The organism is Pseudolactococcus hodotermopsidis (assembly GCF_011170085.1).
Lineage (GTDB): Bacteria > Bacillota > Bacilli > Lactobacillales > Streptococcaceae > Pseudolactococcus > Pseudolactococcus hodotermopsidis.
Map to the genome: position 1 here is coordinate 50,623 of NZ_BLLI01000001.1, position 14,665 is coordinate 65,287.

The window sequence follows — 14,665 nt, forward strand, 5'->3', positions numbered from 1 at the left end:
TTTAACCAAATAGTGTGGTTTAAACTCCAGTCGCCCTGATTAACTTTTCATTCAGCAAAATCCTCATTTTTCACGTATAATAAAGTATGGCTAAAATTATTTCACTTGAAAAAAAGAAACGACTTTACAAGGTCGTTTTTGATGATGGGCGCACGATTTATGTGACTGAGGATACGATTGTTCGGTTCTTTTTGTCAAAAGGGGCATATTTTGATGACTCACAGATTGTTGCGATAACTGAGTTTGCTGATTTTTCCAGAGGAAAAAATCTGGGGCTTTACTATCTGTCTTTCAAGCAACGGACAAAAAAAGAAGTCTGCCGTTATTTGTCGGAACATGAGATTCCAAATGCTCAGATTAGCCAAATCATCGCCGATTTGACAAAAATGGGCTACATTAACGACCAAAACTATACTGAATCATTCGTTCGTGGCAAGATATCTAGCAAATCGACTGGTCCTTACAACATTCAGCAGAAATTGAGTGAAAAGGGTGTCGACAAGGCGCTGATTATAAGCGTTTTGGCAGAATTTTACGACCATGACGCGCAAGTTGAGGTGGCAAGTCATATCGCCGAAAAGCTGGTCATGAGCAAATATAGTCGGCTGCCACTCAAGGCGCTCAAGATGAAAATCACGACCAGTCTAACGAGCAAGGGTTTTTCCTACGACATCAGTAAAATCGCTATTGAGAGGCTCGAACTTGATGCTGACCTTGACAATGAGTCTGAACTTTTTCAGAAAGAGTTAGACAAAATCATGCGCAAATACAGCCGAAAATATGACGGCTACGACCTCAAGCAACGTGTGACCAATGCGCTTGCTCGAAAAGGGTTTGATTTTGACGTCATCAATCGGGAATTGCGAGAAATTGATTTTTAATTAAAATAGCTTGAAAGTTTTTGAATTTCTGCTCTTGTCAATGCACGAAATTCGCCAGATGTCAAGTTTTCATCTAGCACAATCGGGCCAATTTGCTTGCGTGTCAGTCTAGTCACAAGTTTCCCAAGACTCAAAAACATTTTGCGAATTTGGCGATTTTTTCCCTCGCTGATTGTGACCGTGGCGGTGTGTGGTGCTGTGATGATGAGTTTGGCTGGGGCTAGTTGGACAGTGCCGTCAATCAGAAGACCGTGGCGGAATTTTTGGCTGTCGTCTGGGTGGAGAGGCTCCTTGGTCTCAACCTCGTAAACTTTTGCAACGTGCGCCTCTGGTTTGAGCATATTGCGCCCCAACTTACCATTATCGGTAATGAGCAATAAGCCGTCCGAGAGGAAGTCCAGCCGACCAATGATATAAAGGCTCGTGCGGTCAAAATCAGCAGAAAAGAGGTCGAAAACGACCTTTTTTTCGCTATCAAAATTAGCCGACAGCGTTCTAATCGGCTTGTTGAGCATATAGTATCTGTGAGCTGGAAAACTCACTTTTTTCTCATCAATTTTGACCTCATTGACCGCCGAATCAACTTGAAAATTCATAGCTCTAATATTTTTATCATCTACCGTCACGCGATTTTCGCGTAGCATTTTCTTGACTTGCGACTTTGGCACGTTGCCAAAATTGACTAAAACATCATCTATTCTCATCTTAATTAGCCATTTTTAAGCTTTCTAATTTTTAACATATGATAAGATAATTTTACCAAAAAACACGTCCCAAATGTTAAATTTGGGACGTGTTTTCTTGCCATATCTGTTCAAGTACACCTAGCACTCTTTCAAAAAAATCGATAATTTCGTTCAAACTAAGCTGAAGGTCATCATTTGCGACAATTTGAGAAATTCCCATAGAGATAACACTAAACCATTTGGACAACGATTCTCTTTTTTCATGAGATAACTCTCTGTATTTTTCGTCTTTATTTATTGCACCTTGAAAAATTTTTTGAGAAAAATCATTAACTAAGTCAGGATGCCAAAAATTCTTTGAATAAACCGCAGTAAAAAGCTCTGGGCTATGTTTAGAAAACTTTATATAATTTATCACTAAATTTATCAAAGAATCTGAATGATGTTTTTTATTAAAAATATCATCTTGTACCTTGCCCAAAACTCTATGCAAAACAGCCTCTTTTAATTCATCCATACTACTAAATTCTTGATAGAGAGGTTGCGTTGAAATTTCCATATGTTCTGCTAAAGCTCTAGCTGTAAACTTCTCAGCAGTCTCTTTTATAACAAATTCTTCTGCACCAGCAAGAATATCCTCTTTAAAAATTTTTTTAGTCCGAACCACTTTATTCCTTTAATCTCCTTATCACATTTCTCTACTTGATTAAAGTATACTTAAAATATCAAATATGTTTTAAAAGGATGTTTCAAAACTTTACAAACCTTGATTCCTAATCGCAATATTTTGATAAAATGCTTTAACTTTATTTTTAAGTAATGGTGCTTGTACATAATCTTGTCCAACAAAGTCCATGTGTTCCCAACCTTCAATTGTTGGTTCGACATACCAGACACCTTTTGTTGGGTTGCCATCAGCATTTTTAAAGGCTTGACCTTGCGGATAAAGTGCTGAAATAACTGGCACTAGACCATCATTACTACGCCATTCTTTTCCGCCAGTTGCACCGATATAAGCGGCGGAAATAGAGTAAAGCGGGAACATTGTGAGAGAAGGATAATAATTTGATGATAATACCCCTTTATAAGTTGCATTTCCTGAATAAGAAAAGTAATAAACATCATCACTCAAACTTGTTTTCTCATTCAATTTCTGAGCGCCTTCAGTTGTCAAATCATACAAAACAATATCTTCGTTAGCATTCCAAATACTACTACTAAAGACACGTTTCAAATAAGCCAAACTGCTTTCATTCGGCAATTGGCGTAAGCCCCATTGATCTAGTTTAAAATCATAAGACAAATTGACAAGACTACCATTCGCAATAAAAGCTGAACCATAAATAACTTCATGAAGTAAGTCTTTAGCAAGCGAAGCAACTTGCGTGCCATTGTGAGGTGTTGCGATAGTTGTTATACTACGCACCCACTCTTTATTACCAGAAAAAATTTCTGGCAACTCAATCCCATGTGCTTGTGCATACTCTTTTTCTTCTTGACTTCCCTCGCGGAGCAATGTTTCAAGCATCCTACTTGTCTGACCACCTTGGCTATGACCAATCAAATGAATTTTGTTTTCTGCATTCCAAGTCGGATAAATTCCTGGGAAAGTTCTGCCATATCGTGCGTGACCGTGTTCCTCAGCATGAGCAGCACCATAGTCAACAGTGCCACCTTTGATGTAGTAATACAACTCGATTGAACGATCCCAATTACTACCAAAGGGACTGACAACAGCCTCCAAACTTTGATAGCCATTATCAGACAAATCGCCAATAATATTTTGAGTCGTTCCTCCCCAATAATACAAGTCCTCTCCGAGTTCACCATGTCCGAAACCTGTCAGACCATGGACAAATATATTAGGATCAGAATTGTCTGCTTGAACTTTATCTTCATTCAAAAAGCCAAATGAAAATAAAGTTGCAACCAATAAACATTTCAATGAGAAAATTTTTGATTTTTGCTTCGTTACATTAGAGAATAATGCCATCGTTTTATAATCTTTCCTTTCTATTAGTTATTTTATTTAAAATAACACTTTTGTAATCCGAATTACGTTTATTTATTAACTAGTTATACCTATTATATCAAAAAAATATCATTTTTCAAATCATTTGTTATTAAATAACTTTTTTTCTTTACGTTATTTTATTGAATCTCTTTTGTTTTCGATTTTCTTATATTTTTATTATATTTTTAGAATTTATAAGAATCAAACTGTCCTAGTAATCTTATCCCTTGACCTTTTCTGACTTTTAAAATATAATCTAAATATATACTCGTTCAAGCATAAAAATAAAACAGATAAGGCTGTCCTATCTCAAAATCTTGCATTTTTGAACGAGTATAAAAATGCAAAGCGAGGCAAACTATGGCTTTTACAAATACAACTGCGCGTTATGCGAGTTTTGGCACAATTGAGTCCATCCCTAGTGAAATTATTGACACTTTTTGGCGCATCATTGACAACAATCTCAAGGGTGTTTTTGCGCTAGAACCTGTGCTGAATTTTGAATTACTCAATCATCAAGGCTTGCTTACTGTTCGTTTCTCACAAGATGACGATCCAAACACAGCGATTATCTTTGATTTCAACTATAAATTTGATAGTGCTTGGCCACGACTTTTTCATGCTGTTGACAATATGGGGCGTGAAACAATTATGACACCTATGGAAGTCTGATGACCTGTCATCAGCTTTTTTTATATCAAAAAAAGCAAGTTCCCTAAAGAACCCACTTTCAATCATTCTTATTCAGAATCATTCGCTACGAAAGGCAGCAAAGCCATGATACGTGCGCGTTTGATAGCTGTTACCACTTTACGTTGGTTTTTAGCTGACGTCCCCGTCACGCGACGCGGCAAAATTTTACCACGTTCAGAGATGAAACGTTTCAAAAGCTCAGTGTCCTTGTAGTCAACGTTTTCGATTTTATTAGCTGCGATAAAGTCAACTTTTTTGCGGCGTTTAAAGCCACCACGACGTTGTTGTGCCATGTGTTTTCTCCTTTATTTGAACTTCAAGCTAACTTTCTAGCAAAATAGACGTTTTGTCCGCACGAGCTACGCTCCCTTACGGCAAAACACTAATTTTCTACGAAAGTTTGCGCCTTGGGCGCACCGCTTTTCAGTATCATGTTTTTATTATTCTTGGAAAGCCTGTTTTTTCAGCTTTCCAACCTGTGATTAAAACGGCAAATCATCATCACTCAAGTTCATGGGTGTGCCACCAGAAAACGGATCGCTGTCGCGACCGAAATCGGGCGTTGCAGGTGAACTTTGAGTTTGTGATGGCTGATTGCCACCGAAGTTTGATGTATTAGGTTGAGGCGGTGTTGGCGCATAGCCACCACCCGTCCCGCCGCCTTCGCGTTGCACACGACTTTCAAGCATTTGGAAATTATCAGCGACAACCTCAGTCACGTAAACACGCTGACCTTGCTGATTTTCATAATTTCTCGTTTGAATGCGACCCGTTATCCCAATTTGCGCACCTTTTTTACCCCAATTTGCCAACAGTTCTGCTGATTGACGCCAGATGACAACATTGATAAAATCGGCTTCCCGCTCACCTTGCGCATTCTTATACGTGCGATTTACCGCCAAGGTAAATGTCGCAACCGCTTGGTTTTGCGGGGTATAACGAAGCTCAACGTCCTTGGTCAAACGACCCACTAAAACAACATTATTAATCATGTTTTGTCCTTCCTGATTTCCTAGAGGAAGCTAATCAGTGCGATAAAGCCTTGACTTCTAACAAACAAGCCAAAACAGGCTTTTTTCGCTTCCTAATTAAGCTTCTACTTTAGTAATCATGTGACGCAAGATGTCGCCATTGATTTTCGCAAGACGGTCGAACTCGCTTGTTGCAGCAGAAGTTGATTCAGCTTCCAATGTCACAATGCGGTAAAAACCTTCGCGAAAATCATTGATTTCATACGCAAGACGACGTTTTTCCCAATCTTTTGATTCAGAAATAGTGGCACCATTTTCTGTCAAAATACCGTCAAAACGCTCAACAAGCGCTGCTTTCGCATCTTCGTCAATGTTGGGACGAATAATGTAGAGAATTTCGTACTTAGTCATTGATGTTTCCTCCTTTTGGTCTAATGACTCGAGGCATTTCCCCGAGTAAGTGAGGGATACTCACAATTATTAATTATATCATACTTTCTAGGATTTTGGCAAATTTTTTTATTAAATGGACTATATCGTCACACTCACACCTAAAACAAATTCAATGACAAGCAATTGGAATAGCACTTTTCTAATATTTCCTATTTTATTTAATCAAAACCATGCTATTTCAAGACTTGCCATTTTCGATTCTCATCAAAAAACTTTGCCATGACTTTTGCCTCAAGTACAATCTCCTTTGGATATTGCAAAACTTGTAAAAGTTCAATCGCATTACGTGTTGTCGCAGGACCTTGACGTAAAGAATAGTCAAAAGTCACGCCATTTTCCTTGGTCACTTGCTCCTCAAAATGAACGTTTTCACAATTTTCAGATAAAATTTCTGTTAATTCAATATCGTGCGTTGCGACAAATGCCAGAGTTTGCTTGTGTTTCGACAACCACTCAATGATACCGCTTGAAGCCGAAATTCGCTCAATCGTGTTCGTGCCTTTGAGAATCTCGTCAACAAAGCACAAGCACGGCTGAGCGCTCGCCACTAAATCAAGCACGCGCTTAACAGACTTGATTTCCGCCACAAAATAGCTATCTCCCGCAAAAATATCGTCCTCTATTGCCATAGAAGTCAGCACAGTGGCTCTCGGCAAACTGATATGGCTGGCAAATGCTAAGTTAATCGTATTTGCCAAAATACAGTTAATCGCAATCGCCTTAACATAAGTTGATTTGCCAGAAGCATTCGAGCCTGTAATCAGCGTATTCTTCCGCCAGTTGACGGGATTAGCAACAGGATTCGTCAAAAGTGGATGGGCGACATTTTCAGCAAGTACCTGAAAGTTTTCTGTAAAGGTCGGCTGACAGATAGCAACGTTGCTTGACAGTCGCAAGTTCAAAACGGCAAGCGCGACCTCAAGCTCGCCAAGCAAATGCCAAACAGCCTGCGCCTCTTTATCGTGATGAATGATTTTCGACAAAACGAGATGATAGGAAATAAACGGCAACATAATAATCGCATTCAGATAATCAACAAGAATTTCCATTTCCGACTCTGATTTTACACGGAAAGAAAAGCCAAACTTTGAAATTGAGCGAATTGTTGTCAGATTTTGCTGTAATTCTGTTTGAAATGGTGTCTGAATTTTGCTGATTTTCCTAGCAATTGAGACCGTTTGCACCAAGTATGCCATACTATTAAGTTCAACTTCCAAAGCAACTTTTTTGAATTGATAATAACAGATATTGAAAACCAATGAAGCAAGTATAAGTAGCACAGCAAATTCTAGTGGCAAAACAACCCTTGATAGCATCGCTACAAAAGGCAAACAAGCACAAAAGATGTAAAGACCCAAATGCGGGAGTTTCTGCGATTTAGTCTCCGATAAATAACTCTCGACAAAATTGTGATCTTTCTTACCCAAACGCGCAAACTGGTACTGAATCGCCTCGCGCGCCACAGAATTTTCAGCAAAAAACTGAATTAACTTTTCTTGACGCTTGTGTTCACGCTCCGAAAAATTAAAGTTCCGCAAGCGTTGATATAGCGCTTCTGATCCGATACTTGATTTGGTGTTGTTGATTTTCTGAAAAAATTCAAAAAAATCAAGGTCATACCAAGTCAAATCATCAACTTCACTATCATATTTACGATAACTTTTCGCCTTTTCCCACGCTTCTTTTAGCGTTTTTTCACCGTCCTTGCGCGTTCGACGAGCAGGTTTTCCCCAATTTTTGCGAACATCTTTTTTCAGCTTAATTCTATCAAAAATATCAATCACACATACAATAAAGACAATTGTGGCAATCACGCCAAGTACTGTTAATAATGCTGTCATTTTCATCTGTCCTTTCGCAAATCAGCCACACTTTTCTATTTATTATATCAGAAAACTGCCGACAAAGTGACAAACAAAAAAACTAGCACAATTACCAGTTTTTTAACTTGTTATTAAAATTCATCAAGATTTCTTAATTTCCAAACCGCTTCCGTCGCTGTTTCAATCCAAGCCAATAAAATAACGTATAAAAGACCACCAACAACAGAAAATAAAAGCCAAGATAAGCCACAATTAGCGAAAACCACCCCCAAGTATGAAACATCAGGTAATGCTCATCACGAACGGTAGCCAATGATTCCCATGACCCAAGCCAAAGCAAGATAATCGGCGCAAAATTAAAAACCAAGGCTTTATAAAATTTCATACCACGCCGACCCTGAATGTAGCCTTCGCAAATAAAGAAAAATGGTGGAATGAATTAGTATACTCTTTTAACTATAAAAAGATTACGCCTTCACCTTGTCGCCTAGAATTGACGAATTTAGTTCAACCTTTTTATAGTTAAACGAGTATAAAAATGGCACATTATATGGACTCAAGAGGTGGTCCTACCTGTCAGATAAAGAAAAATAAGTCCCAAAATCTGCATAATAAGTGGCACAAAACTCGTCCAAGAAAAATGTCTCTTCATTAAATCTAATCTCCATTAGCCGCCAAATACTGCACTAATCGCTGCATAGACAAGCAAAATAGCACCAAGAACAATCCGATATTTGCCAAAAAACGTAAAATCATGATTTTTGATATAACCCATTAAAAAGCGAATGACGATAAGTGACACGAGAAATGCTGTCAGGCAAGCAGTAAACAGAATTCCAAATTGATAGAAAGAAAAACTTTCGCCACTCAAAATAAATTTAAAGATTTTAAGACCGCTTGCACCAAACATAATCGGAATGCCGAGAAAAAAAGTGAACTCTGTTGCCACAAAACGTGAGGCACCTAGAATTATCGCCCCCAAAATCGTCACACCAGAACGTGATGTCCCTGGCATGAGCGATAGTAGCTGAATCAAGCCAATATAAAAGGCAAATTGATAAGGCATGCGATTAAAATTGGTCAGGGTATCGGGACGAGTTTTTGCCCACTTTTCAACATAGATAAAGCCAATACCATAAATAATCAGCATGATTGCCACGCTCACAAAGTTATAAAAATGCGCTTCAAGCCAGTCGTCAAACAACAAACCTGCAATCGCAGCAGGTAAACAAGCAATAATCACTTTCGCCCAAAGTTGCCATGTCAACTGCTTATCACGTGGCGTTTTTTCTTTGTCAAAAGGATTGAGTTTTTTAAAATAAATCACAACAACTGCCAAAATTGCGCCAAGTTGAATGACAACATCAAACATCTTCATGAACTCAGCAGATTGTTTGAGGTTGATAAACTCATCGGCGAGAATCAGATGCCCAGTCGAGCTAATCGGTAGCCACTCCGTAATCCCTTCAATAACGCCGAGAATAATTGCTTTTATAAATTCCATAGTCTAAATTTCCTTATTTTTTTTATCTTTGTTCCTGTTTTCATTATACCAAAAACCGAAGCGTTTCGCTCATATATCTCGTTTTTTTACTATTTTTGTATAATTATGCAAATTTTAGTAAAAAATTGCCTTATTTTCGTCAGTTATATTGAAAATTCAGTCATTTTTTAGTAGAATTGAGAGGAGTACATTTATATAGAAAGAGACTTATGAAAAAATTATTATCACTATTTGCCGTAATTTTTGTCGTTTTTAGTCTGACTGCACCACTTTTTGCAGTCAAAGCTGATAGTTCTGACGAAGAATTTCGCGTAGGTATGGAAGCGGGTTATCCGCCATTTAACTGGACGCAAAAAACAGCCGCTAATGGTGCAGTCAAAATTGATGGCAGCAACCAATACGCCAATGGCTACGATGTGCAAATTTCTAAGAAAATTGCTGACAAACTTGGCAAGAAACTGGTTATTGTCAAGACAAAATGGGATGGTTTGTTGCCCGCACTAACTTCTGGCAAAATTGATGCCATTATTGCTGGTATGAGTCCAACAGCTGAGCGTCGCAAGGAAATCGACTTTTCACAGAATTACTATACCAGTCAGCTAGTCGTCGTGGTCAAAAAAGACAGCAAATATGCTGATGCAACCAGTCTTGCTAATCTAAGTGGTGCAAAAATCACAGGACAGCAAGGGACTTTCCACTACAATCTGATTTCGCAAATTCCTGATGTTAAGCAAGAACCTGCTATGGGTGACTTTTCGGCGATGCGAGTAGCACTTGAGGCTGGCACAATTGATGGCTATGTCGGCGAACGCCCCGAAGGATTGACGGCTGAGATGAAAAATTCTAAGTTTAAAATGCTGAGTTTTGCGGACGGTAGCGGTTTTGTAACCAATCCTGAGGATACACAAACGGCTGTCGGCATGCGCAAGGGCGATAAATCGTTGACTATTGTCAATGAGGTTTTGGCAAGTATCAGCCAAGCTGAACAGATCAGTATCATGGATGAGATGGTCGCACTCCAGGAACAGCCCGATGAAAAGGTCGGTTTTTGGGGACAAGTGACCAATATCCTTAAAGATAATGGTAGCGATTTTGTACAAGCAGCTGGCATGACGTTGTTTATCTCGATTCTTGGCACATTTATCGGGACATTTATCGGGCTTTTGATTGGTGTTTTCCGCACGACTAAAAAATCTGCCAATCGTGTGGCGGCGATAATTCAAACGATTGTTGGTTGGATTATCAATGTTTATGTTGAAGTTTTCCGTGGCACGCCAATGATTGTACAAGCCATGGTCATCTATTATGGTTCGGCGCAATTCCTTGGCATTTCTATGGATAAGACCCTTGCAGCGCTGATTATCGTCTCTATTAACACGGGGGCTTATATGAGCGAGATTGTTCGCGGTGGGATTTTCGCCGTTGACAAGGGACAATTTGAGGCGGCGAGCGCGCTTGGCATGAATCACAGTCAGACCATGGTCAAAATTGTCTTGCCACAGGTTATCCGCAACATTCTCCCAGCGACTGGTAATGAATTTGTCATCAATATCAAGGATACGTCTGTTTTGAACGTGATTTCGATTACCGAGCTCTTTTTCCAAGGCAATACCGTGGCGCAACAGAATTATCAGTATTTCCAAACGTTTACGATTATCGCAACAATTTATTTCATCTTGACCTTTACGATCACAAGGATTTTGCGTTTTGTTGAGAAGAAACTTGACTCTGACGACTTTACGACTGGCGCCAATCAGATGCAGCTCAAAGATGCTGCTGACGCATTAGGAGGTGAAAAATGAGCGACATCATTCTTGAAATCAAAAATCTAAAAAAATCTTTTGGGCAAAATGAAGTGCTGAAAAATATTCATATGACAGTCGCTTCTGGCGAGGTCATCTCCATTATCGGCAGTTCTGGGAGCGGGAAATCAACCCTTTTGCGCTCGATTAACTTGCTTGAGGACCCGACTTCTGGTGAAATTCTCTACAAGGGCGAAAATGTTCTTGAAAAAGGCTACGATCTTAACAAATATCGCACGCATTTGGGCATGGTTTTTCAATCTTTTAACCTGTTCAACAATCTTAACGTTTTAGAAAATGTTATTGTAGCGCAGACAACGGTACTCAAACGCAATCGTGCTGAGGCGCGAGAGATTGCACTGAAAAACCTCAAATCTGTGGGTATGGATAGCTTTGCAAATGCCAAACCCGCCCAATTATCTGGCGGTCAAAAGCAACGTGTCGCAATCGCCCGCGCCCTCTCAATGAACCCAGATGTTTTATTGTTTGACGAACCAACTAGCGCCCTTGATCCCGAAATGGTCGGCGAAGTCTTGAAAACGATGAAAGAACTGGCTGAAAGTGGCTTAACCATGGTTATCGTCACGCATGAAATGGAATTTGCGCGTGATGTCTCTGACCGCGTGATTTTCATGGATAAAGGCGTCGTCGCCGAAAGTGGCTCGCCTGAGGAAATCTTTGTCAATCCTAAAGAAGAGCGAACGAAAGAATTTTTGACACGTTTTTTGAAGGAATAGAAAGGAATATTATGATTAACAAAATGTCACAAACATTGGATTGGGCATATGACAAAACATTGTCAGGTTACCTTGGACAAAAAAATATTTATGAATTCGTTGAAGATTATCGCTCCAAATATGATAGCGAAACAGCGATTGAAAAGTTAATACAGACGCAAACAAAAAAGCAGCAACATCTGGTTTTGTGACAGGATTCGGCGGAGTTATAACAATGCCAGTAGCAATCCCAGCAAATATCACAACAGTCATTTTGTTTCAAATGAGAATGATCGCTGCGATTGCTTTGATACGTGGTTACGATTTGCATGATGACCAAGTTCGTACTTTTGTTTATGCAACATTGGCTGGAACTACTGTTTCAGATTTAGTCAAAAAAACAGGTATTGTTTTTGGTAACAAATTAGGAGTTTCTTTGGTTAAAAAAATCCCTGGAAAAGTATTAACAAAAATTAATCAAGCTGTTGGTTTTCGTTTAGCGACAAAATTTGGTTCTAAAGGATTGATTAATTTAGGAAAAATGGTGCCTGTTATTGGTGCGGGTATTGGTGGTGCGTTTGATACAGCAACAACATTACAAATTGCTAAATTAGCTAAAAAATCTTTTTCTGAGCTTGGACTTAATGTTGGTAACGGTACAATTCTCGCAAAAGATGTCACTGATAGCGTGAAATAATTTCGTAAACAAAAAGAGGCTGGAACAAAAGTCTCAAAAATAGAAAGACCGCATGAAACTCGTTTTTGAAAACGTTGATTTCATGCGGTTCTTCTAGTTTATAATTAGCTAAATTATGCTAATTTTCGACTTTTATCCCAGCCTCTTTCCTTTCTCAAAAAACTTACAGTAAACTTCTATATAACTCTGCAATTTCCTCAACCGTTGCATCACGTGGATTACCTGGGGTACAAACGTCTTTGAAAGCATCTTTGGCAATGTCTGCAATGTCTTTAGCTTTTACGCCCAATTCTGAAATCGTGCGTGGAATGCCAACGTCTTCGCCGAGTTTATCAACGGTGTTACAAGCTATATCTCTGATTTCTTCAATTGATATGCCGTCAACAGCCACACCCATTGCTTTAGCAATATCACGATATTTTTCACCTGAAAATGCTTTGTTAAAGCGCATCACGGTTGGCAATAATGAGGCGCATGCGACACCGTGCGGAATGTTGTACCAAGCCGAAAGTGGGTGCGCCATACCATGAACTAGCCCCAGACCAACATTTGAAAAGCCCATACCTGCGATATATTGACCAAGCGCCATGTCCTCGCGGGCTTTTTGATCCTCGTCCAAAACAGAGGCACGCAAGGCGTTTCCGATAATTTCAATCGCTTTGATATGAAGCATATCTGTCATTTCCCAAGCACCCTTGGTAATATAGCCCTCAATCGCATGTGTCAGCGCATCCATACCAGTCGCCGCAGCAAGAGATTTCGGCATGCCCATCATCATATCGCTATCAACAAAAGCAACAATCGGAATATCGTGCGGATCAACACAAACAAATTTGCGATGATGATTTTCGTCGGTAATAACGTAGTTAATCGTCACTTCAGCAGCTGTCCCAGAAGTCGTCGGCACTGCCAAAATCGGCAAACAAGGTCTTCTCGTCTCAGCCACACCTTCAAGGCTGATAACATCTTCAAATTCAGGATTTGTCGTGATAACGCCAATCGCTTTTGCTGTATCAATCGGCGAACCACCGCCAATAGCGATAATCACATCCGCCTCAGCTGCTTTAACTGCAGCCACACCGTCCTTGACATTTTGAATCGTCGGATTGGGCACAACACCGTCAAAAATAGTGTAAGTAATATTTGCCTTGTCAAGCAAAGTCGTAACCTTAGTCGCCACTTCAAATTGAATCAAATCTTTGTCCGTAATCACGACTGGCTTTTTAAAACCACGCGCTTGTAGCTCCGTCACAATATTTTCGATTGCGCCTTTGCCGAAATACGACGTTTCATTCAAAATCATTCTGTTTGCCATAATATACCTCAATCTATTATATTTTCAAACTCGGAAATGAGTTTTTATTCTTTAATTGTAATCGTTTTCACATTCTATTACATTTAACAATTTTGGTAAAACATTGCACTATCTTGGTAAATGAGACAAAAATTGTCCTAGTCACTTTCTACAACTCAAAAACAAGCGCTAAATCGTCACTAATCGGTGGAAAATCAGCACTGGTAGTCCTGCTTGTTTGTCAGGAAAAAGTGTCATCCGAGTCGCTTTTTTAATCACAACTCACACCCGCTCATCAAGATAATCCGCATGCGGTGTCACGCCAAATGCGTCTGCCAACAACCACAGATTGTCATCAGTAATCGTTTGTTTCACGCCACCTTGAGCGCAGACATAAGTGTAGACTTGCGCTGCCTTTTCAGCCGTTTCAATCAAACCAAACACTTCATCCATATCACGACCAGCACCATAAATACCATGCTGTGGCCACAAAACTAAGCGCGTTTCTAACATTTTCGCAGCAGTCGCCTCGCCGATTTCGTTTGTTCCAGGAACCAACCAAGGAATGATACTCACACCCTCGGGAAAAACGACCAGACATTCCGTACACATTTGCCACAAAGTCCGTGTCAAGGCTTTTTCTGACAAATCATGTGTAAAACTCATGGCAAGGAGATGTGTCGCATGATTGTGCATGATAATTCGATTGTCAGGGTCAACTGACAAACGCGCAATATGGCTCATAAAATGCGCTGGTAATTCACTGGTAGGCACGGCATTATCGCTCAAGCCCCACAACAAATCTAGCGTTTTTCCATTTTCTTGCACACGAACAATGCCAAGATTCGCCTCGGGATCGTCTTTGACATTTTTGAAATATTTGCCACTGCCTGTCACGATAAAATACTTCCCAGCCAAAATACTGGCGTCAAAAATCATGGGAATTTCACGAATAACGTTTGTTGTGTCTAAAAACGGCTGCACCCATTTCTCATCTAAACGATAAGAAATATTGCCACCATTGCGCTCGTCCCAACCCAAACGGTAGAGATTAGCTGTCGTTTTCATCATTTCTTGAACAAATGGTGCTGCTAAAATGTTTACTTTTTTCACTGTTTTTCACACTTTCTT

The 14,665-nt window shown here is 39.6% G+C and carries 15 protein-coding genes and 1 pseudogene; 5 read left to right on the top strand and 11 right to left on the bottom strand.

Annotated features, from left to right (window positions below; translation table 11 throughout):
• Positions 1-86: 86 nt before the first annotated feature.
• Positions 87-881: a recombination regulator RecX gene (recX, locus tag Hs30E_RS00250; protein ID WP_172207042.1), complete on the top strand. Its 795-nt coding sequence runs from the start codon at positions 87-89 to the stop codon at positions 879-881.
• On the opposite strand, the gene Hs30E_RS00255 is transcribed toward recX, so the two are convergent.
• The 3 genes from Hs30E_RS00255 to Hs30E_RS00265 all read right to left on the bottom strand — a co-directional run bounded on the left by Hs30E_RS00255 (position 878) and on the right by Hs30E_RS00265 (position 3,560).
• Positions 878-1,585, bottom strand: a complete 708-nt coding sequence (locus Hs30E_RS00255) for a pseudouridine synthase (RefSeq protein ID WP_172207044.1) — start codon at positions 1,583-1,585, stop codon at positions 878-880. The two genes, recX and Hs30E_RS00255, sit on opposite strands and share 4 nt — an antisense overlap.
• Before the next feature lie 76 nt (positions 1,586-1,661).
• Positions 1,662-2,234, bottom strand: a complete 573-nt coding sequence (locus Hs30E_RS00260; RefSeq protein WP_172207046.1) for a TetR/AcrR family transcriptional regulator — start codon at positions 2,232-2,234, stop codon at positions 1,662-1,664.
• Positions 2,235-2,324: 90 nt separating this feature from the next.
• Positions 2,325-3,560: an esterase/lipase family protein gene (locus tag Hs30E_RS00265; RefSeq protein ID WP_228461950.1), complete on the bottom strand. Its 1,236-nt coding sequence runs from the start codon at positions 3,558-3,560 to the stop codon at positions 2,325-2,327.
• 381 nt (positions 3,561-3,941) lie between these two features.
• On the opposite strand from Hs30E_RS00265, the gene Hs30E_RS00270 reads away from it, so the two are divergent.
• Positions 3,942-4,253 carry a DUF960 domain-containing protein gene (locus Hs30E_RS00270; protein WP_172207050.1) on the top strand — a complete coding sequence of 104 codons (312 nt, stop codon included), beginning with the start codon at positions 3,942-3,944 and terminating at the stop codon, positions 4,251-4,253.
• 68 nt (positions 4,254-4,321) lie between these two features.
• Here Hs30E_RS00270 and rpsR read toward each other — a convergent pair whose 3' ends face one another.
• From rpsR to Hs30E_RS00300, 6 genes are all read right to left on the bottom strand, one after another.
• Positions 4,322-4,567, bottom strand: coding sequence for a 30S ribosomal protein S18 (gene rpsR, locus Hs30E_RS00275; protein WP_003140392.1), 246 nt, complete (start codon positions 4,565-4,567; stop codon positions 4,322-4,324).
• 189 nt (positions 4,568-4,756) lie between these two features.
• Positions 4,757-5,266 carry a single-stranded DNA-binding protein gene (gene ssb, locus Hs30E_RS00280; RefSeq protein ID WP_172207052.1) on the bottom strand — a complete coding sequence of 170 codons (510 nt, stop codon included), beginning with the start codon at positions 5,264-5,266 and terminating at the stop codon, positions 4,757-4,759.
• A gap of 96 nt (positions 5,267-5,362) precedes the next feature.
• Positions 5,363-5,656, bottom strand: a complete 294-nt coding sequence (rpsF, locus tag Hs30E_RS00285) for a 30S ribosomal protein S6 (protein ID WP_172207054.1) — start codon at positions 5,654-5,656, stop codon at positions 5,363-5,365.
• Positions 5,657-5,871: 215 nt separating this feature from the next.
• The gene (locus Hs30E_RS00290; protein ID WP_172207056.1) at positions 5,872-7,539 is read right to left on the bottom strand and encodes a MutS-related protein; all 1,668 of its coding nucleotides are present in this window, start codon (positions 7,537-7,539) and stop codon (positions 5,872-5,874) included.
• Between the two features lie 133 nt (positions 7,540-7,672).
• Entirely contained in the window at positions 7,673-7,906 is a 234-nt protein-coding gene (locus Hs30E_RS00295; RefSeq protein ID WP_172207058.1) for a hypothetical protein, read from the bottom strand.
• Positions 7,907-8,188: 282 nt separating this feature from the next.
• Positions 8,189-9,025 (bottom strand): undecaprenyl-diphosphate phosphatase, encoded by an 837-nt coding sequence (locus Hs30E_RS00300; protein WP_172207059.1) that lies wholly within the window; start codon positions 9,023-9,025, stop codon positions 8,189-8,191.
• Between the two features lie 209 nt (positions 9,026-9,234).
• On the opposite strand from Hs30E_RS00300, the gene Hs30E_RS00305 reads away from it, so the two are divergent.
• The 3 genes and pseudogenes from Hs30E_RS00305 to Hs30E_RS00315 all read left to right on the top strand — a co-directional run bounded on the left by Hs30E_RS00305 (position 9,235) and on the right by Hs30E_RS00315 (position 12,240).
• A complete protein-coding gene (locus Hs30E_RS00305) occupies positions 9,235-10,827 on the top strand; it encodes an ABC transporter substrate-binding protein/permease (protein ID WP_172207060.1) in 1,593 nt (530 codons plus the stop codon).
• Entirely contained in the window at positions 10,824-11,564 is a 741-nt protein-coding gene (locus Hs30E_RS00310; RefSeq protein WP_172207061.1) for an amino acid ABC transporter ATP-binding protein, read from the top strand. Before Hs30E_RS00305 ends, Hs30E_RS00310 begins: the two co-directional genes overlap by 4 nt.
• A gap of 11 nt (positions 11,565-11,575) precedes the next feature.
• A pseudogene (locus Hs30E_RS00315) lies at positions 11,576-12,240 on the top strand (EcsC family protein).
• Positions 12,241-12,403: 163 nt separating this feature from the next.
• Here Hs30E_RS00315 and fucO read toward each other — a convergent pair.
• Entirely contained in the window at positions 12,404-13,555 is a 1,152-nt protein-coding gene (gene fucO / locus Hs30E_RS00320; RefSeq protein WP_172207062.1) for a lactaldehyde reductase, read from the bottom strand.
• 261 nt (positions 13,556-13,816) lie between these two features.
• On the bottom strand, positions 13,817-14,647 hold the full coding sequence (gene rhaD / locus Hs30E_RS00325) for a rhamnulose-1-phosphate aldolase (RefSeq protein ID WP_172207063.1): 831 nt from the start codon (positions 14,645-14,647) through the stop codon (positions 13,817-13,819).
• Positions 14,648-14,665 lie beyond the last annotated feature (18 nt).